Annotated in this window: 22 protein-coding genes; 19 read left to right on the top strand and 3 right to left on the bottom strand. The window is 37.5% G+C overall.

Annotated features, from left to right (window positions below; genetic code table 11):
* The first annotated feature begins 114 nt into the window (after positions 1-114).
* From pnp to IGI63_RS08165, 7 genes are all read left to right on the top strand, one after another.
* The gene (gene pnp / locus IGI63_RS08195; RefSeq protein ID WP_116495163.1) at positions 115-2,229 is read left to right on the top strand and encodes a polyribonucleotide nucleotidyltransferase; all 2,115 of its coding nucleotides are present in this window, start codon (positions 115-117) and stop codon (positions 2,227-2,229) included.
* Positions 2,230-2,410: 181 nt separating this feature from the next.
* Positions 2,411-3,271 (top strand): rod shape-determining protein MreC, encoded by an 861-nt coding sequence (gene mreC, locus IGI63_RS08190; RefSeq protein ID WP_002383273.1) that lies wholly within the window; start codon positions 2,411-2,413, stop codon positions 3,269-3,271.
* On the top strand, positions 3,268-3,777 hold the full coding sequence (gene mreD / locus IGI63_RS08185) for a rod shape-determining protein MreD (RefSeq protein ID WP_002359075.1): 510 nt from the start codon (positions 3,268-3,270) through the stop codon (positions 3,775-3,777). Before mreC ends, mreD begins: the two co-directional genes overlap by 4 nt.
* Positions 3,778-4,108: 331 nt before the next feature.
* Positions 4,109-5,530, top strand: coding sequence for a CHAP domain-containing protein (locus IGI63_RS08180; protein ID WP_002394023.1), 1,422 nt, complete (start codon positions 4,109-4,111; stop codon positions 5,528-5,530).
* A 177-nt stretch (positions 5,531-5,707) separates the two neighbouring features.
* The gene (locus tag IGI63_RS08175) at positions 5,708-6,277 is read left to right on the top strand and encodes a TetR/AcrR family transcriptional regulator (protein ID WP_002354991.1); all 570 of its coding nucleotides are present in this window, start codon (positions 5,708-5,710) and stop codon (positions 6,275-6,277) included.
* Positions 6,278-6,317: 40 nt separating this feature from the next.
* Positions 6,318-6,788: a low molecular weight protein-tyrosine-phosphatase gene (locus IGI63_RS08170; RefSeq protein WP_002368415.1), complete on the top strand. Its 471-nt coding sequence runs from the start codon at positions 6,318-6,320 to the stop codon at positions 6,786-6,788.
* Between the two features lie 88 nt (positions 6,789-6,876).
* Positions 6,877-7,107 (top strand): hypothetical protein, encoded by a 231-nt coding sequence (locus IGI63_RS08165; protein WP_002385239.1) that lies wholly within the window; start codon positions 6,877-6,879, stop codon positions 7,105-7,107.
* Between the two features lie 47 nt (positions 7,108-7,154).
* Here IGI63_RS08165 and IGI63_RS08160 read toward each other — a convergent pair whose 3' ends face one another.
* The gene (locus tag IGI63_RS08160) at positions 7,155-7,889 is read right to left on the bottom strand and encodes a class A sortase (protein ID WP_429975636.1); all 735 of its coding nucleotides are present in this window, start codon (positions 7,887-7,889) and stop codon (positions 7,155-7,157) included.
* A 233-nt stretch (positions 7,890-8,122) separates the two neighbouring features.
* On the opposite strand from IGI63_RS08160, the gene IGI63_RS08155 reads away from it, so the two are divergent.
* The 3 genes from IGI63_RS08155 to thiT all read left to right on the top strand — a co-directional run bounded on the left by IGI63_RS08155 (position 8,123) and on the right by thiT (position 10,377).
* Entirely contained in the window at positions 8,123-8,908 is a 786-nt protein-coding gene (locus tag IGI63_RS08155) for a hypothetical protein (protein WP_429975635.1), read from the top strand.
* Positions 8,909-8,985: 77 nt separating this feature from the next.
* Positions 8,986-9,639, top strand: a complete 654-nt coding sequence (locus IGI63_RS08150; protein WP_429975634.1) for a PepSY domain-containing protein — start codon at positions 8,986-8,988, stop codon at positions 9,637-9,639.
* Between the two features lie 162 nt (positions 9,640-9,801).
* A complete protein-coding gene (gene thiT, locus IGI63_RS08145; RefSeq protein WP_002354998.1) occupies positions 9,802-10,377 on the top strand; it encodes an energy-coupled thiamine transporter ThiT in 576 nt (191 codons plus the stop codon).
* A 119-nt stretch (positions 10,378-10,496) separates the two neighbouring features.
* Here the strand turns inward: thiT and IGI63_RS08140 are convergent, their stop codons facing one another.
* Positions 10,497-10,859, bottom strand: a complete 363-nt coding sequence (locus tag IGI63_RS08140; protein WP_002354999.1) for a hypothetical protein — start codon at positions 10,857-10,859, stop codon at positions 10,497-10,499.
* Positions 10,860-11,075: 216 nt separating this feature from the next.
* Between IGI63_RS08140 and IGI63_RS08135 the strand changes: the two genes are divergently transcribed.
* Positions 11,076-11,852 carry a peptidase C39 family protein gene (locus IGI63_RS08135; protein WP_429975633.1) on the top strand — a complete coding sequence of 259 codons (777 nt, stop codon included), beginning with the start codon at positions 11,076-11,078 and terminating at the stop codon, positions 11,850-11,852.
* Between the two features lie 76 nt (positions 11,853-11,928).
* Positions 11,929-12,480 carry a DNA-3-methyladenine glycosylase I gene (locus tag IGI63_RS08130; protein WP_429975632.1) on the top strand — a complete coding sequence of 184 codons (552 nt, stop codon included), beginning with the start codon at positions 11,929-11,931 and terminating at the stop codon, positions 12,478-12,480.
* A gap of 68 nt (positions 12,481-12,548) precedes the next feature.
* Here the strand turns inward: IGI63_RS08130 and IGI63_RS08125 are convergent, their stop codons facing one another.
* Positions 12,549-13,301 carry a MurR/RpiR family transcriptional regulator gene (locus tag IGI63_RS08125; protein WP_429975631.1) on the bottom strand — a complete coding sequence of 251 codons (753 nt, stop codon included), beginning with the start codon at positions 13,299-13,301 and terminating at the stop codon, positions 12,549-12,551.
* A gap of 143 nt (positions 13,302-13,444) precedes the next feature.
* Between IGI63_RS08125 and chbG the strand changes: the two genes are divergently transcribed.
* The 7 genes from chbG (at position 13,445) to IGI63_RS08090 (ending at position 19,331) form a co-directional block, all read left to right on the top strand.
* Positions 13,445-14,260 (top strand): chitin disaccharide deacetylase, encoded by an 816-nt coding sequence (chbG, locus tag IGI63_RS08120; protein ID WP_025190278.1) that lies wholly within the window; start codon positions 13,445-13,447, stop codon positions 14,258-14,260.
* An 86-nt stretch (positions 14,261-14,346) separates the two neighbouring features.
* On the top strand, positions 14,347-15,441 hold the full coding sequence (locus IGI63_RS08115; protein WP_429975630.1) for an acyltransferase family protein: 1,095 nt from the start codon (positions 14,347-14,349) through the stop codon (positions 15,439-15,441).
* 146 nt (positions 15,442-15,587) lie between these two features.
* Positions 15,588-16,025, top strand: a complete 438-nt coding sequence (locus tag IGI63_RS08110) for a PTS sugar transporter subunit IIA (protein ID WP_002355006.1) — start codon at positions 15,588-15,590, stop codon at positions 16,023-16,025.
* A 26-nt stretch (positions 16,026-16,051) separates the two neighbouring features.
* Positions 16,052-16,528, top strand: a complete 477-nt coding sequence (agaV, locus tag IGI63_RS08105; protein WP_429975629.1) for a PTS N-acetylgalactosamine transporter subunit IIB — start codon at positions 16,052-16,054, stop codon at positions 16,526-16,528.
* Positions 16,529-16,573: 45 nt separating this feature from the next.
* The gene (gene nagA, locus IGI63_RS08100; protein ID WP_429975628.1) at positions 16,574-17,725 is read left to right on the top strand and encodes an N-acetylglucosamine-6-phosphate deacetylase; all 1,152 of its coding nucleotides are present in this window, start codon (positions 16,574-16,576) and stop codon (positions 17,723-17,725) included.
* A 24-nt stretch (positions 17,726-17,749) separates the two neighbouring features.
* Positions 17,750-18,523, top strand: coding sequence for a PTS N-acetylgalactosamine transporter subunit IIC (gene agaW, locus IGI63_RS08095; RefSeq protein ID WP_002355009.1), 774 nt, complete (start codon positions 17,750-17,752; stop codon positions 18,521-18,523).
* Entirely contained in the window at positions 18,495-19,331 is an 837-nt protein-coding gene (locus IGI63_RS08090) for a PTS system mannose/fructose/sorbose family transporter subunit IID (protein ID WP_429975627.1), read from the top strand. The genes agaW and IGI63_RS08090 overlap by 29 nt, the downstream gene beginning before the upstream one ends.
* Positions 19,332-19,337 lie beyond the last annotated feature (6 nt).

Genomic DNA, 19,337 nt, shown 5'->3' with positions numbered 1-19,337 from the left:
GGAAAGTTTTTAGGAACTACTAACCAAATGAAAGAGCAGCAACGACTTGTTACTTTTTCATTTGTTTAGTAGCCGTCTGACTTTTCCAAAGAGCAAGAGTAAAGGAGAAGAATTATGACAGAAAAACAAGTCTTTAAAACAACTTGGGGCGGCCGCCCACTAGAAGTAGAAATCGGCCAATTAGCCAAACAAGCCAATGGAGCTGTCTTAGTACGTTACGGCGATACGGTCGTTTTAAGTGCTGCTGTTGCCTCTAAAGAAGCAAAAGATGTAGACTTTTTCCCATTAACTGTAAACTATGAAGAAAAAATGTATGCGGTAGGAAAAATTCCTGGCGGCTTCATTAAACGTGAAGGTCGTCCAAGTGAACGTGCGACATTAACCGCTCGTTTAATCGACCGTCCAATTCGTCCAATGTTCTCAGAAGGCTTCCGTAACGAAGTCCAAATCACAAACATCGTTATGAGTGTGGAGCAAGACTGTACACCAGAAATGGCTGCAATGTTTGGGTCTTCCTTAGCGTTAGCAATTTCAGATATTCCGTTTGATGGACCAATTGCTGGTGTTGACGTTGGCCGTATTAATGGCGAATATGTATTAAACCCAACGGTAGAACAAACAGAACAAACAGATATTGAATTAACTGTTGCTGGAACAAAAGAAGCCATCAACATGGTTGAAAGTGGTGCCAAAGAAGTATCAGAAGAAGATATGTTAGGTGCCTTACTTTTCGGTTTTGATGCCATTAAAGAACTAGTGGCGTTCCAAGAAGAAATCGTTGCCGCTGTAGGTAAACCAAAAATGGACGTGGACTTATTACAAGTGGACGCTGATCTTAAAAAAGAAATTTTTGATGCGTACTACAATACAATGAAAACAGCCGTAATGACGGAAGAAAAATTAGCACGTGAAGTTGAAATTGACAAAGTAAAAGATACAGTCAAAGAAGTTTACGCTGAAAAATTTGCGGAACACGAAGAAGAAGCGCAATTACTAAAAGAAGTGAAACAAATTGCGGAAGATCTTGAAAAAGATGTCGTACGTGAGTTAATCACGATCGATAAGATTCGCCCGGATGGCCGTAAATTAGACGAAATTCGTCATTTATCATCAGAAGTAAGTATTTTACCACGTGTGCATGGTTCTGGCTTATTTACTCGGGGTCAAACACAAGCTTTATCCGTTTGTACATTAGCGCCTTTAGGAGAACATCAAATTATCGATGGGTTGGGTGTCCAAGATAGCAAACGTTTCATCCATCATTATAACTTCCCGCAATTCTCTGTTGGTTCAACAGGACGCGCGGGCTCACCAGGTCGTCGTGAAATCGGTCACGGTGCGTTAGGTGAACGTGCCTTAGCACAAATTATTCCATCAGAAGAAGACTTCCCTTACACAATCCGCTTAGTAGCAGAAGTGTTAGAATCAAATGGTTCTTCTTCACAAGCAAGTATTTGCGCGGGAACATTAGCATTAATGGATGCGGGTGTGCCAATTAAAGCGCCAGTTGCAGGTATTGCAATGGGTCTTGTTAGTGATGGCGAAAACTATACAATCTTAACAGATATTCAAGGTTTAGAAGACCACCTTGGCGATATGGACTTTAAAGTAGCGGGAACGAAAGACGGAATCACTGCTTTACAAATGGACATCAAAATCCAAGGAATTACAGAACAAATTTTAACGGAAGCATTAGACCAAGCGAAGAAAGCACGGATGGAAATTCTAGAAGAATTAACAACAACGATTGCTGCTCCTCGTGAAGAATTAAGTCAATATGCACCGAAAATTGAAATGATTCAAATTAAACCAGCGAAAATTAAAGATGTCATTGGTAAAGGTGGCGAAACAATCAACAGCATTATTGATGAAACCGGCGTTAAGATTGATATCGATCAAGACGGTAACGTAAGTATTGCTTCATCAGATGCTGAAATGATTAAAAAAGCCATCAAGATTATTGAAGAATTAACCAAAGAAGTTGAAGTCGGTCAAGTTTACTTAGCAAAAGTTGTCCGCATTGAAAAATTTGGTGCGTTTGTTAACCTAATTAAAGGCAAAGATGGCTTGATCCATATTTCTCAATTAGCAAACGAACGTGTGAACAACGTTGAAGATGTCGTGAAATTAGGCGACGAAGTCCTTGTCAAAGTAACTGAAATTGACAAACAAGGCCGTGTCAACGTGTCAAGAAAAGCATTATTAAACGAAGAAAACAAAGAAAAATAATTTCTTTTTAAACCAACGAAAACCAAGGAAGCTTCCTTTCTTTTCGTTGGTTTTTTCGTTGAAAACAAGCCCTAAAAAAGAAATGATAAAAAAAGCTAAAGACGATCGCCAACTCTTTTGTTTATAGTCAATTAGTGGTAAAATTAATACTATCAGTCTGAAGAATATCTGGGGTGTCTTTGTGAAAAAATTTAATCCAAATAAAAATATAATCATTACCTTAATTTTAGTCATTATTTTAGTAACCATTATTAGTTTAACTGCTGCGCAACGTTCTGAAAAAGGCAAAACCAATGTCGTTCAAGGTGGCGTCAATAATAGCGTTAGTATGGTGGATCGTGTGATTTCTTTTCCAGCTCGTGTGGTGGAAAACGGCTTGTCTTCAATGGGCAATTTAATTAACACGTTTAAAGAAAACGAACGTCTAAAAGAAAAAATTGATAGCTATAATGAATTAGCTGTCCAAAACAATAACTATAAACGTGAAATTGATAGTTTAAAACAAGAATTGAATCTGAACGAAACGTTGGCCAACTATGAAAAAGTAACTGCGAATGTCATTACTCGTTCGCCTGATACTTGGCAAGACTTATTAATTATCGATAAAGGAACCAATGACGGCATTGAAGCGGGCATGGCGGTCATGGCGCAAAAAGGGTTAGTGGGGCGTGTTATTGAAGTCAATGCAACGACTGCAAAAGTGGAACTACTAACGTCTAAAAATGTTAACTCGAACCATTTCCCTGTGCGAGTAACTTCCGCAAATGGCGAATCGTTTGGTTTACTTAAAAATTACGACAATAAGACAAATGCATTAATTGTGTCACAATTAACTGGCGATGCTACTCTGAAAGAAGGCGATGTCGTTCAGACTTCTGGCTTAGGTGGTAATTCCCCAGCCGATTTAGCGGTAGGGACAGTTATTAAAGTGAAACCAGATAGTTTTGGTTTAGATCGTGAAGTGTATGTGAAACCTTATGCGGATGTCTATGGTATCTCCGTTGTGACGGTCGTGAAAAGATCGGCAGGGGAAAGCGAATGATTCGGAAAGAGTATTTAAAATACGTCACACCTATTCTCTTGTTTTTCTTAATGTTAATTGATGCTCATTTAACAAAGTCTTTTGAAACGTGGACAAGTAATGTTTACTTCGCCAGTTCTCATCTGCTATTACTTGCGTTTATGTTTGCCGTTCCTAATTTTTCTAAACGTTATTTATTAATTACTTCGTTAATTTTAGGCTTTATTTGCGATAGCTACTACATTGGCATTATCGGGATTTATACAGTTGCACTGACGATTTCGGTTATGTTGATGTATACATTTAAAGAAGTAATTCAAACAAATTTACTAACTGGTTTTTTTGGGATCGTCATTTTTACCACGTTGTATGAACTGATTGCGGTACTGATTCAAGTGGCCTTTCATTTAGCGGATGTCAGCCCGATTTTATTTATTACACGTGTGTTGGGCCCTACATTGCTATTGAACATGGTGTGGTATGTTATTTTATCTTATCCGCTGAAAAAACTGTTTTCCGTAAAATAAAAATTGAAAATTTTGTTCGTTTGCGAAAAATGCTCATTTGTTAGCGTTTTTCGCTTTTTTTATTTTCTTTAAATAACAAAACGATGAGAAGCTTACCCTGGAGCCTTGAAGAAAGTTGTGAAAAAAGTGAAGCTTTTTTTTGTCATTTACAAGAAGAAAATTGAAATATTACTGTAACATCCATATTATCTCAGTGACATACAGCTATGCTACAATTGCTCTATCGTTGAAAAAGAGAAATTTATTCAAATTTTAATAAATAATAAAAAAGCTTAACAAAAAAGGATTTTCGGAGGACAACAGATTGAAGAAAAGTGTATTATCGGCTCTAATGGTATGTTCCATTACCTTAACAAGCGTAGCGTTGCCATCCGCAGCATTTGCAGATGAATACGATACAAAGATTCAACAACAAGATCAAAAAATTAATGCGTTAACTAGCCAAATGTCAGATGCAGAAGCAAAAGTTGCCGCGATTGAAAATGATATGGTTGAAACGGCCAAACAAATCGATACATTAACAGCTAAAAAGAACAAGCTATCATCAGAAGTATCTAAATTATATAGTGAAATTTCTGATTTGAATGTCCGTATTCAAAAACGTGAAGTACAAATGACAAAACAAGCACGCGATGTCCAAGTGAATGGTCAAAGTGATTCAATTATTGATGCTGTCTTAGATGCAGATTCAGTAGCAGATGCAATTGGTCGCGTTCAAGCGGTCTCAACAATGATGAGCGCTAACAATGAATTACTAGAACAACAAAAAGAAGACAAAGCGACTGTTGAAAAGAAAACAAAGAATGTAGAAAAACAAATTGCTGAATTAGAAGCCGCAACAAAAGAATTAAATGACAAAACAGAATCATTAAAAACATTGAAGATTCAACAAGAAGTGGCTAAAAATGATTTAGAAGCACAACGTTCTGAAGAACAAGGGAAAAAAGACGGCTTCATTAAACAGAAAAAAGAAGCGGAAAAACGTTTAGCAGAAGAACAAGCACGCCAACGTGCAGCTGCTAAAAAAGCAGAAGAACAAGCGGCAGCGCAAGCACAAGCCGCAGCACAAAAAGCGGCAGCAGAGCAAGCGCAAGCAACAAAAGCAGCCAATGAGGCAGCAGCATCAGCCGCTGAAGAAAAAGCCGCAACACCAGCAGTAGAATCATCAACAACTACTGAAAGTACCACAACGCAAGAAACAACAACTTCAAGTACTGAAACAGAAAGTGTTGTAACAACACCTGTGGCAGCAGCACCTGAAAAAGAAAAAGAAGTTCCTGTAACTAACCCAACGACTCCTGAAAAAGGTAATGAAGCAAAACCAGGGAATGGTGGCGTGACTTCAGGAAAACAAGCCGCAATTAATGCAGCTTTAGCAGATGTTGGTAATTCTTATGCAACAGGTTGGAATCAACCAGGTGAATGTTTAGTATCTGTTCGTCGCTGGCTAGCGGCAGGCGGTATTAACTTCGGTTATGGTGGTCCAAACAGTGGCTATGTTGCTTCTGGCGCAACACAAGTTAGCTGGAGTAACGTGCAACCAGGCGATGTTGTTCAATATGAAAGTGCCTATAGTCCAGATAGCTGGATTGGTGGCGTGCATACTGTCTTAGTTACAGGTGTAAGTGGTGGAAGTGTCCAAATCGTTGAAGCAAACAACCCAGGAGGTTCTGGTTATGTTTCTTCTAACTCTAACTGGTCACCAGCACCACCAGCAGGATTCCGCGCTGTTGTATGGCGTTTTCCAGGCTAAATAGTCATCTATTAATAATTGATAACAAGGAGTGGTAACTAACAAAAATCGTTAGTTACCGCTTTTTTTATTCATTTAATTTTAAATATATGCATAAAATGTATCTGAAAATATTGTAATCTGGCCATTTTTTTGCAATTATAGAGGTATATACATATTAGGAGCGGAGGAATCAGCATGAGCGGAACGCACGATACAAAACAAGCAATCGCTTCAGCTTTAATAGAATTATGTGAACAAAAGGATTTTCGTAAAATAAGTGTCCAAGATATTACCAAAAAAGTGGGCTTGAATCGCCAAACATTTTATTATCACTTTACAGATAAATATGATTTATTACGTTGGATTTATCGTCACGATGCATTGATTTACTTGGAAACAGATATTTGTTTGGAAAACTGGGAGGAACAAGCCCTGAAGTTATTAAAAGCGATTAAAGAGAAGAGTCATTTTTACTATACAACGGTGACCTCAGATTCAGAAGTTCTTCTTAATGTTTTTTCCGCTTCGACCAATCGCTTATTTATTTCATTATTTGAACAAGTCGATGTTGAGAACCATTTAACAGATAAAGACAAACAATTTTATGCGAATTTCTTTTCCTATGGATGTAGCGGCGTCTTAACGAAATGGATTCTTGAGGAATATCCTCAGACTCCTTTGGAAATGGCGACGCAATTATTCCGTTTAGCGAAAGATACAGAATTTATGGCTTATCATTTGTATGAACAAGAAGCCAATGAGTAATGTGTGAAGGATAAAAAGTTTTATGAAGGAGTGAAACGTTGTGGTAACTGTGTTATTTGTTTGTTTAGGCAATATTTGTCGCTCGCCAATGGCAGAAGCGATTTTTCGTCAGAAAGTCCAACAAGCTGGTTTAGAATCGACTATTCAAGTATTTTCAGCAGCTACTAGTCACTGGGAAGTTGGCAGTCAGCCACATAAGGGAACCAGAAAAATTTTGGAGCAACAAGGAATTTCCTATCAAGGAATGCGGGCGACACAAATCCAGCCAAGTGATTTTAAAAAATATGACTATATCATTGGGATGGATGCGAATAATGTGGCAGATCTAAAAGCATTAGCTCCTCAAGAAGAGCAACCGCGGATTCATTTATTTATGGAAGTTGTGGCTGGTAAAGAAACCATGGACGTACCTGATCCTTATTATACTGGTGATTTTGAGGAAACTTACCGCTTAGTGGAAGCAGGTACCTCAGAATGGTTGAAAAAAATAAAAGCACAGCTGAAAGATTAGGACTATAGTCCGATAGTACTTTCTGTTTCCCCTTGGTACAATAGTGTTAACAAATTGTTCAGGGAAAAAGAGACAGGAGGGAAGTAAGATGAACAGTAGTTATTTATCCTATGTTTTTGAATTGAGTTTGTATTATTTATTGTTGATAATGAGTCTGCCGCTAGTGTATGCTGTCACGTATCATTTATCTTTTAGTAGTATGTATACAAGTGAATGGTTAATGATCTCTGTTTTCTTATCTCCGTTAGTTTTATTATTTGCAGGTATTCGTTATGGTTTTGCTCGTCTGAAACAGCAAGAACGCCAAGTGATGAAATAAAGCAAAAAATCCTTGAAAAGTTTTGACACTTTTCAAGGATTTTTTTATTAAGCCACCCAATCGGCTAAGGTTTTTTGCTCCAATTGGAAAGCCTTTAACATATCGTCGTTGGCGTCTTTAATAGGCGTCGTTGCTGCTAATGTTCCTTGAACAGCAATTCGCGTCGTTGCTTGTAAATCGCCACAGGTAATTAAGGTAATCATATTTTGACCAGGAACGTCATCAATTAACTCAACACGGGTTGGTTCGATTTTTTCTACAGAAGTTATTTTGTATGTATAAACAGTAGATAAATCAGTGATATAAATGAGTTCGTCTTTTTTGGTTCTTTCTAAAGGTGAAAATAAGGAAACGCCATCTTCCGTTCGATGACTAGCCAAGGCATAATTGTTTTTCCCCATGACTTGATCTTCTTTCATGGTCCCGGCACCAGTTAATAAAGCGACATTTGACAATCCTTTAAAAATGGGCAAATTAATTTCGACACTTGGTATCGCAATGGCACCAATCACAGGTAAGTTTTTGTTTTCAAATTGGGCTTTCATCACCGCTTCTGTGCTCAAGGACTCAACTGAATCAAAGTCAAACGTTGTTTCACGAGCCATATTTTTCTTCACATCAGCTGGTTTCAACTTGCTAACGGCGTACGAGCGGCTATTTTGTTGAACCATCCAACTACGTATCTGATTGTTAAAAATTAAGGCTAAGCCAATGATAAATAGTAAAACTAATAAACTGTTGATTAACCAATTTTTTCCTCTTTTTTTCTCTTTTGGGCGCATATTCTCCCTCCTTTTAATGTATCAAGTTTACCACAATTTATTTGAAAAACCTATTTATTTTCTTTGGGGAATAGGTAAGCTGGCCGGACCTTAATTTAATAAAAAACAACTGAATCGATTGATTTTTCAAAAAAATCCTCATTTTGTAATGGAATTTTAAAGTAAAAGAAACAAGCTTTTCTTTTGAAAATATTGTAAAATGGTAAGGAGGCTAGTAGAGGGGAGATGGGAATTTGCTTGATTTAATTTATGTACATATAGATGTAACCAGCAACGCGGTTTTATCTAAAGGAATTACCCATTCCGATTTTGTTCGTTCAATTGTGCATCATCCACAGAACTTACTATTATTAGATCCTTCTGCCGAAGCTGGCGAATACGATATGCATTCAGGCTTGAAAATTATTCGCGGAGAAGAAAGCGTCAATCGCTATTTTCAATCGCTACAACGTCGTTGGATGACTGAAGAAATTAAATGGATTGACTTTTCCGATGTGACGATGCTAAAAGAGCTAACGCCATTAGAAATTTCGGAACTTCTTTATTTTGGACACATGAAGAATAGTTTGCATTCGCCTTTCTTTTATAAGCTACAAAATGATTTTGTCTTTTTTGAATTTGCAGATCAGATGACGCGTGTCTATTATCGTTATATTGATGAATTTTATCGAATCTTTGCTGATAAAATTACACGTGTTGTTTTAGAGAAAGTGAACCAGAAAAAGGCCTTCTTTAAACGAAATACGCCTGTCGAAAAATTAAGTCCTGAATTACTTAAAAATATGAAAGGTATCTTGCAAGAAGGTGTTATTTTTTGCTTCCAACAAACGGAAGTGGATAAAGAAGAATATCGGATTCCTATTTACTTGGTGGAAGATTCACTTAGCAAGATGAAAAATACCTCTTACCAAAAAGAAGAAATTTTGGCAACGCTTGTCTATAATAGTGAAAAACGCATTTGGCACATTGAACAAGAGAATGATTTCGGTGAAATTTTTATGTTGACCCATGAAGGCTGAGAGAGCTCTAACTTTATCAACTAAAGTAGGGCTTTTTTTTGTAGCTATGATTTGGATGAGAAATCAAGTATAATAAAATGATAAAAAGGAAAGCAGGTTGTTTAATGAAAAAAATACTCTATGGCTCTATGACTGGCTTGGCACTCTTTTTGGTAGCTGGCTGTACATCCAAAACACCCACAGCTGTTTCATCAACAAATGAACAAAAAGAAACAGTAATATCAACTACTGAAACAAGTTCATCCGTACAACAAGAAGCAACGACGACATCAGAGAAGACAAGTGCGGTAGCTGTCTCTTTAGAAAAAGTAACGACAGCATTTGAGAAAAAATATCCAGAAGCTAAAATAACAAGTCTGCAGTTAGATACAGATTTTGGACGTTATTTTTATGAAATAGAAGGCGTGGATCAGCAAAAAGAATATCAAGTTGAAGTGAACGCAGAAACAGGCGAATTCACAAAAGAAAAAGTCGAAACCTTGGATGCCGATGAACAAAATGGCGTTAAAATGCAAGAAGAGGCACTTGATTTAACAAATATCATTTCCAGAGAACAAGCCACAACCTTGGCTGAAAAAGAAGCGAAAGTCGGCCAGGCAACAGATTGGAAGTTAGAGAAAGAATTAGGAATCACCTATTGGGAAGTGAAAGTGAAAGAGGGCCAACAAAAAATAGAGGTAAAAATCGATGCTCATTCTGGTAAAATTTTGACAACTGAGCGGGACGATTAATGGATAAAAAGTAGCTGGCATGCGTTTGAGTAGGAGTTGATTCCCTTAAATGCTGATCAGCTATTTTTTTGCTTGTTCGACAAACGTGTTTTTCTAAAGTCCCTATGGTAAAATAACGATGTATTAGTGGTTGAGAGCGTCAGAACATAGGAGGAAATTTGTTTGGCTAGAAAAATGGATTTACGTATTTGGGTAGAAGGAACAGTCGTCGCAGCAATGGCAATGGCCCTCTCTTTTTTACCGATTGAATTTGCCAATAGTGGCTTGGACCTATCGTTGGGAATGGTCCCATTAGTTCTTTATTCGTTTCGTCGTGGGTTGCTTCCTGGAGTTGCAGCAGGCTTTGTTTGGGGCATGTTAAATATTATTCTCGGTACAGCCATGAAAAATTTCTTGTCCGTTCCACAGATTATTTTTGAATATCCCTTTGCTTTTGCGTTTGGAGGAATGGGTGGCGTATTCGCTAGAAAAATTCAACTGTATTTTCAAGCGAATCGTTTAAAATCAGCCATTCGTACGATTATTTTAGGAAGTGTTGTCGCAGTCTTCGCCCGCTGGTTTTGGCATTTTTGGGCGGGTGTATTGGTTTGGGGCATGTATGCACCAGAAGGAATGAGCCCATATCTCTATTCCTTTGTTCTAAACGGTACAAGTACCGTCGTCAATTGTTTATATGTAAGTCTAGTTCTAGGCTTATTGGCAAAAGTAGCACCGCAATTATTTGTTCCTAAGAAATAAGTTGAGTCCTAAGTCAGAAGTTTCATGGGATTTTGACTAAAGTCATAAATAAAAGAAACCACCAACCTGCAATCGCCAGGGTTGGTGGTTTCCATTTATTTTATAAAGACTTCAATATTCTAGTGAATTTGACGTTGGTGACGATTGGCTAACGTGCTGACTTTCATGACAGAAGCAACAGGAATCATGCGCAACTGTTGTTCATCCGTTTGTAAACGAACAACGATATTGTCCGAAATATTTTTTGAGACAATCCAGCCGATCACCGTTTCGAATTTATGCGCTGTAGGGACTTCTTTCAATTGTAAGACCACTAAGGATTTTTGGGCGGCAGCGACTTGGAGCTCTTGTAAAAGCGCACTGCGTTCCTTTTCTTTATTCTTTTGATCTTGAGAATCTTCTAAAAATGCCGAAAAGAAATGTTGGGAAGAGAGCGTAATCAGTTTAGAAATGCTCTTGATGGTAGCTTTATGTTGATCCATTCTTCTGCCTCCTTTACGAATAAAATAGAATAAAACTCAAATGACTAATTACCTGTATTTTACCTAATTTTGTGATAAAATTCAAGAAAATATGTTCGCCTTCAATAATTATGAGAATTTACCAACGTTTCTGTTTTTCGAAAAAGAAAGTAGTATAATGTGTGAGCATATAAGAAATACATAAGATTATCGGATGTAGTCAATAGATAGAAAAGGATGAATAGTATGTCAAAAAAACCATCAGGTTACCAAAAAAAAGTTCTCGCGGTGTTGTTGGTATCGTTTGGCTTTGGCGGGGTGTTAGCGCAGTTTTCGCCGATGAAATCGGGTGGGTTTTCAAGTTGGTTTGATGATTCATATGTCAAAGCTAGTGCTGAATCAAGTAAAACAAAAGAACCAGCACCAGTTAAAATTGAGAAAAAAGTCAAACCTTTAAGCTATGGACAACAGGTCAATCAAGAAATTGAAAAGAAGCAATATGATGGACATCTGGATTTGCCGTTAGAATTGCAGACAGATGCTAAATGGAAAGACACCGCATACGGATTTGGCAATGTGGATAAGCCGAATACAATCGAAATTAATGGCTGTGCGATTGTATCGCTTGCAATGGTTGGTTCATACATGGATCACCAAGAAGTTACCCCTCTGGATGTGTTAGCTTGGGCAAAAAATGACTTCTTTATGGAAGGGCAAGGGACGGCGTGGTCTATTTTTAGTGCATATGCTGAAATGAAAGGCTATAACTGTCAAGAAATTGGGGATATTGAAACAGTGGCAGCTTTCTTGAAGGAAGGTCATCCAGTCATTATTTCTGTAAAACCGGGCTATTTCACTACAACTGGTCACATTATGGTGATGAGTGGTGTGGATGAAAAAGGCGATTTCTGGATTAATGATCCAAACGATTCAGAAGAAAAGGGCCATTCAAAACGGACATTTACAGCCGAAGAAGTGATGAATGAAGCGTTAAACTTCTGGGCATTTTATTAGGAATAAGAAAAGGTGTGGAACAACAGGCAGTACCCTTTGTTCGCATCTTTTTTAGCAAATAAAAGGAGGCAGGACAATGGAGCGATGTACTTGGGCAACGGATACAACTGAAGAGATGCAAGCCTATCATGATGATGAATGGGGACGTCCAGTTCATGAAGAGCAACAGTTATTTGAGTTATTGACCTTGGAAAGTATGCAAGCCGGCTTAAGTTGGGCGATTATTTTGAATAAACGAGAAACGCTCAGAGCAGCTTATGATGCGTTTGATTATCGGAAAATTGCGCGATATGATGAGAAAAAAATTTTAGCTTTACTAGCAAATCCTGGTGTGATTCGTCATCGTTTAAAAATTCAAGCGACCATTACGAATGCGCAAGTTTTTCAAGAAATTCAGGCAGAATTTGGCTCCTTTGATCGCTACCTATGGAACTTTGTTGATCAGCAACCAATCGTTAATCACTGGCAGCGGCCAGAAGAGGTTCCAGCCTCCACGGAATTATCGCAACAGATTAGTCGAGCGTTAAAAAAACGAGGATTTAAATTTTTAGGTGCCACGACAGTCTATTCCTTTTTACAGGCGTCGGGTTTGGTGAATGATCATTTAGAAACGTGTCAGTATAAATAAGTATAGAAGAATTAAAAAGGAAGGAACTAGCAAAATGAATTGCTAGTTCCTTCCTTTTTTTGCAGTGATTATGGACACTCATTTAACATCGTTGAAACAGTTTTCGCCAACTTTTCTATTAAGAATAGTGCAGGTAGTTGGGACGTTACGTCTGCAATGGAACTTTTCTCGGTTGTTATATAGTAGGGGATTGTGACTGTTGAAAGTTGAGCAATCGTGCTTTTTTCACTATTTGTAATAGCAATTACATCAATCCCCATTTCGATAAAATAATCAATATTTTGCCGAACTTTTTGTGTTTCACCCGAAACTGATAAGGCGATAACACCCACTTTTTTAGTCGTTTCTTCGGATAATTTGCTAACGGGATGGGAAAAAAGGTGGGATACAGAAGCAGATAAATTGTAGATACTGGAAAAATAAATTTCACCAAATTCAGCTAGGACTTTGGACGTTCCTTCGCCAATAAAAAGAACAAATTCTTTTTTTGCCAGCAATTCCGCAGCTTGAACAATCCGTCCTTCTAATAATTCTTCTGATGAGCGTTGCAAAAAATGAATCAGCATTGTTTCATCTAAAGATTTTGGTTGGGCTGTTTTTTTTCGTTCGCTTAGATAATTCTTCAATTTAAATTTAAAATCTGTATAGCCTTCACACTCGAATTTTTGACAAAAACGCCAGATTGCCGTTTTACTGAAATGAATTTCATCTGCTAATTCTCGAATTGTCATATAAGGAACTTTTTCAATATTGTGGCTAATATACTTGTAAATCTCTAATTCTGTTGGATTTAATTGTGGATCGTAGGTTAAAAACAGCATGCTGATCCCTCCTGTCGTTTGTGAACGTAATGTCCTTTTTTAGGGACATGGTCTTATTTGTAGATTATAGCACTCAATCAGAAAACTAGCTATAAAAAAAGGCGCCACTTAGCTACAATCAATAGAGAAACAACTAAAAATTCATGAAACAGAAGAGAGAGTGGGGAAAAATGAGCAATAAAAAATTAATTATCAACGCTGATGATTTTGGTTACACGCCAGCGGTAACGCAAGGAATCATTGAAGCACACAAACGTGGTGTGGTTACTTCAACAACCGCATTACCAACTTCTCCTTATTTTTTAGAGGCCATGGAGAGTGCTCGAATCAGTGCACCGACTTTAGCTATCGGTGTCCATTTAACATTGACATTGAACCAAGCAAAACCTATTTTACCTCGAGAAATGGTTCCTTCCTTAGTAGATGAAGCTGGTTATTTTTGGCATCAATCGATTTTTGAAGAAAAAGTCAATTTAGAAGAGGTTTATAACGAATGGGATGCTCAAATTATTTCATTTATGAAAAGTGGTAGACGCCCTGATCATATTGATTCTCATCATAACGTTCATGGAAAAAATGAAAAGTTATTAGGTGTGGCTTTGGCACTTGCTCGCAAATATCAATTACCTTTACGTAACGCTTCAAGAAGTATTGAAACAAAAGACTATTTAGAGTTATATCAGGATGTTCGCACGCCAGATGAAATGTTGTACCAATTTTATGACAAGGCGATTTCAACTGAAACCATCTTGCAATTGCTTGATATGGTTGCTTGTAGTGAAGGAGAGGTCTTTGAAATCAATTGTCATCCTGCGTTTATCGATACTATTTTACAAAAGCAATCAGGGTATTGTATGCCTCGAATTCGTGAAGTGGAAATATTAACGTCCCAAGAAGTCAAAGAAGCGATTGAAGAACGCGGCATCTTGTTAGCCAATTATGAATCGCTAGCAATGTAAATCAAAGAAGCGTGAATAGCGTGTGAGTAAGTTCTTAATCCGAGCGCTTACTTACACGCTAAATTATTGAAAGAAAGAGGACGTACATGAGTAAAGAACAACCAATAAATCTGAATATCAGCGATTTTTTAAAAGTTTTCGCTGTAGCATCAGTTATTTTACAAACGGTTTTATCATACGTGTTGACACATTCTCCGCAAACGGAAGCAATGAATTCAATCGGTAGTTTTTACCGAATGTCTAAATATTCGGCACCCATGTTTATTTTTGCAATTATTTACAACATGGTGTTAAAGAGTCAAGCTGAATCGTATCTTGAATTTTTAAAGGAAAAATTTTATGAATTGGTGCTTCCTTATGTGGTCTGGTCCAGTCTCTATCTATACGCTTTTCCTAGTTTACAACAACGAATGCCCTATGAAACGCCCCTAGGATTTCTAGGAAAAGTTCTCAGTGGTGATGGCGCGGCACATCTATGGTATGCCGTAATGATGTTGCAATTCCAATTATTTATGCCGTATTTTATTTGGTTGGCAACAAGAATTACAAAAAACAAAAAAGTGATTTTACCAATTATTTTTTTTACACTCGGTGCGCATATCCTTTGGTGCTTCTGGTACCAGAAAATGATTTTTCCATATGCAGAAACTTCTCTTTGGTACTTAATAGATCGTTCAGGGATTAGTTATCTCATTTATGGTATTTTCGGGGTCATCGCAGCGAAGTATCAGGGGGGAATTTTTACTTTCTTGAAAAAGACGAGAGCGGCCCTATTTCTGTTGTTTCTTTTTATTTTTTGGCAGGCAGTCCAAGGGAATTTATTTGATGGAACACAGATGACACCGAACGATCTACCTTATTTGGATCTTCTTCAAAGTGCCTATAGTTTACTGATTATCGGGTTGGTTTTTTATTTGGGAACACAAGGAATAGCCAAAAAGATTCGTCTTTTACCAATGGTTAAATGGGTAGCCACTTATGCGTATCGCAGTTATTTAGCGAATGTTTTTATTTTTCAAGTGGTCTTGAAACTGGTCCACCCGTTTTTAACCAATCAACCAGTCAGCTTGGTTATTCTTGTGTTGTATATGGGTACATTTGTTGGCTCATTTGGGTTAACGGTTGTAATCGAGCATTTTTTCAAAAGCATATTTAAGTTGGGACGCCTTGTATCTGTATAGGGACATGTTCTTAAATAGAAATCATCGTCCAAAATCATGGGAAAGCATACTCAATTATCACAAGAATTGTTACACTCTTTGAGGAATAAGTTCTGCTTATCCAATTAAATAGTAAGCTCAGTAAATAGTTAGGGGAGAAAGAATAAATGATAGGTCTTATTTTAACGGGACATGGGGTATTTTCAACTGGAATGCATCAATCAGTTAGTATGATTGCAGGAGAACAACCAAATATTCAGGCGGTCCCTTTTTTCAATGATACAGGGCTTGATGTATTAGAGTCAAATATTCGTAAAGCCGTTGACTCTATGCTGGAGACGTGTCCAGCAGTGGTCATTTTAACTGACCTTTTAGGTGGCACACCGTTTAGAATTTCAATGACTGTCGCAAGTAATTATCCAAATGTTGAAGTGCTAGCAGGAACAAATTTACCGATGGTTCTTGAAGGACTTGCATTACGCACAATCAGCACGAACGTAGAAGATTTTGTTTCAATGGTCACAGATTCAGCCAGAGACGGGATTGTTCATAAAAAACTAGAACAACCACAAGCAAATACTCAAGAAGAAGCAGACGGAATCTAACCAATTAGAAAAGAGGAGGAAGCACTATGCCGAATATTTTATTAACAAGAATTGATAATCGCTTGATTCATGGTCAAGTCGCAACACAATGGAACGGTTCTTTAGGCGCCAACTTAATTTTAGTCGCAAATGATGCAATTTCTGAGGATACAATGCGCCAACAATTGTTAAACATGGCGGCTCCTGCAGAAGTACAAACCCGTTTTTTCTCCATTAAGAAAACGATTGAGGTCATTCATAAAGCCTCAGAAAGACAAAAGATTTTTCTGTTAGTTGATAATCCTGTTGATGCATTGCGCTTGGTAGAAGGTGGTGTGCCAATTGAAAAATTAAACATTGGTAATATGCATAGGGAAGAAGGCAAAAAACAAGTAGCTACCGCTGTTGCCGTTAATAAAACAGATGTAGACGCCTTTAAAAAGCTACAAGAATTAGGTGTTAAACTTTCGATTCAACGTGTACCGTCAACGCCAGAAGAAAGTTTAGATGCATTATTTTCATAAAAAAGTAATGTTGGACAATAATTTTGAAGAGAAGAAGTGGGAAGAATGATTATTCAAAGTAAAAACGTATGGATTAACGAACAATTTCAACCAGCTCAAGTTGAAGTGTCAGAACAACGAATTGTTGCAATTCTACCGTACAATGAAAAAGCTGTCGACAAAGAATACGGAGAAAAGCGCATTCTTCCAGGATTTATTGATATTCATGATCATGGTTGGCATGGTGGGGATGCCAATCATGCCAATCATGAATTTATCAAAGAGTGGCAAGCTTACCTTCCAGAAGAAGGGATTACAGCTTTTTTACCAACAACGTCAACAACATTTCCAAAAGACTTGGAACATTCATTTGAAGTGATTGGTTCATTTATTGAGGAAGACCAAGGAACCAACGGGGCACAAATCTTAGGGATTCATGCGGAAGGACCAATGATTTCTGAAGAATTTCGTGGCTCTCATAATCCAGAGTTATTAGTAAAACCTTCCGTAGAGACATTTAAAAAATGGCAAGAGTTAGCAAAAGGGCACATAAAATTAATGACGTTGGCACCAGAAAATGATGTAGAGAATGCCTTAACTACATATTGTCATGAACATGATGTAGTCATTTCAATTGGCCATACGGCTGCAACCTATGAACAAGCAATGGCAGCTGTCGAAGCAGGTGCAAAAAGTTTTACCCATACGTTTAATGGGATGGAAGATATCAGTCATCGAAAACCAACCGCAGTAGTTGCTGCTTTGGATAGTGAAGAAACGTTTGCTGAAATTATTGCTGATGGGGTACATGTTGATTATTCATTAGTACGTGTGTTAGCCAAACTAAAAGGCAAGGACTATTTAATTGCTGTGACAGATTCTATCTGGGCCAAAGGATGTCAACCAGGCGTTTATCCAAAACCAGAAAAAGGGATCGAAATGGTTATTGATGAACAAAATGTGGTTCGTTTAGCGAATGGCAAGTTAGCTGGAAGTACGAACCATTTAAATAATATGGTTCGCAACTTTGTTGAAAAAGCATTACTTCCAGAAGTGATTGCAATTAATTCAGTCACGAAAAATCCAGCTCGTTTGTTGAATGTGAACGAATCTATGGGAGAAATCAAACTAGGGCTTTTAGGTAATTTTACAATTATTGATGAGAAATACGAAGTACTAGAAACCTTAGTAAATGGTGAAACAGTTTATAAAAAGTAGACGAAGTCTAATAGGAGGAAAAAAATGTTAGTACAGGCAATTTTGGTAGGAATTTGGGCTGGGATAGCAGGGGTTGATAAGCTTGTCTTACAGACACATATTCATCGTCCGATTGTTACAGGGCTGATTGTTGGTTTAATATTGGGAGATGTCAACACAGGGTTAATCACTGGAGCAACGCTAGAGTTAGTTTGGATTGGTGCAGTAGCAATCGGCGGTGCGCAACCACCCAACGTAGTAATTGGGGGAGTTATTGGAACAGCGTTAGCAATTATCACAAAATCTGACCCGCAAGTAACCGTAGGGTTGGCTGTTCCTTTCGCAGTTGCAGCGCAAGCGTTAATTACCTTGTTATATACAGCGATGTCACCAATTATGCATAAATTTGATGCTTATGCAAAAAAAGCAGATACAAGGGGCATCGAAAGATTGTCTAGTTTTGTACCAATCGTTTTATTCATTTGTTATTTTTTTGTAGTATTTTTATGTATTTTCTTTGGTGCTGATAAAGCATCTAGTTTCATTTCTATTCTACCCGAATGGAGTATTCATGGCTTGAGCGTTGCAGGTGGGATGATGCCAGCAGTAGGTTTCGCCATGTTATTAAAAACGATGTGGGAAACATCCTACGTACCGTTCTTTATTTTTGGGTTTGTTATGGCTGCCTATTTAGGATTAGATACATTAGCGGTTGCAGGTTTAGCTGTCGCAATTGCTTTATATGAATTTTACGCACAAAGAAATAATACAGTCACTGCATCAAATAATAATGGAGGGTTTGAAGAAGATGGCATCTGAAGAAACATATAATGATACGATATCCGAAAAAGTAATAACAAAAAAAGAGTTAAAAAAAATAATGTTCCGTTCGTATCTGCTACAATCTTCATTTAATTATGAAAGAATGCAAGCAGGCGGCTGGACCTACTCATTAATTCCAGGATTGAAAAAGATTCATCGTGATAAAGAAGAGTTAGCTCTTTCTTTGGAAAATCATTTACAATTTATGAACACGAATCCACAATTAGTGACGTTCATGCATGGTGTGATTATTGCAATGGAAGAGTCAAAAGAATCACCAAAATCCATTCAAGCGATTAAAACAGCGTTGATGGGCCCGTTAGGAGGAATTGGGGATGCGCTATTTTATTTAACCGTTTTGCCGATTGCAGCAGCGATTGGTTCACAACTATCATTAGAAGGCAATATCTTAGGACCAATTGTTTTCTTGTTGTTATTTAATATTCCGTATATGGCTGCCAAAATTGGGTTAATTAATCTAGGTTATAAAATGGGTGTCAAAGCAATTTCAGTTTTAAGCGAAAGTACTAAAAAATTATCTCGTTCAGCAACAATTGTAGGAATTTCCGTGGTGGGTGCGTTGATTCCGAAGAGTGTACAATTAACGACAACTTTTGTTTTTCGCTTGAAAGATACTAAGTTAGACCTTCAAACACAATTGTTTGATACAATCATGCCCAATTTATTACCGTTAGTGTTTACGCTGTTTTGTTTTATTATGTTGAAAAAAGGACGCACGCCGATTGCTTTAATTATTTTTACTGTGATTTTTGGGTTGTTAGGTTCTTTAATCGGGATTATATAAAAAAGA

The sequence above is a fragment of the Enterococcus sp. DIV0086 genome, from assembly GCF_050498705.1.
Classification (GTDB): Bacteria; Bacillota; Bacilli; order Lactobacillales; family Enterococcaceae; genus Enterococcus; species Enterococcus faecalis.
This window is presented reverse-complemented; position numbering and strand designations above follow the sequence as displayed.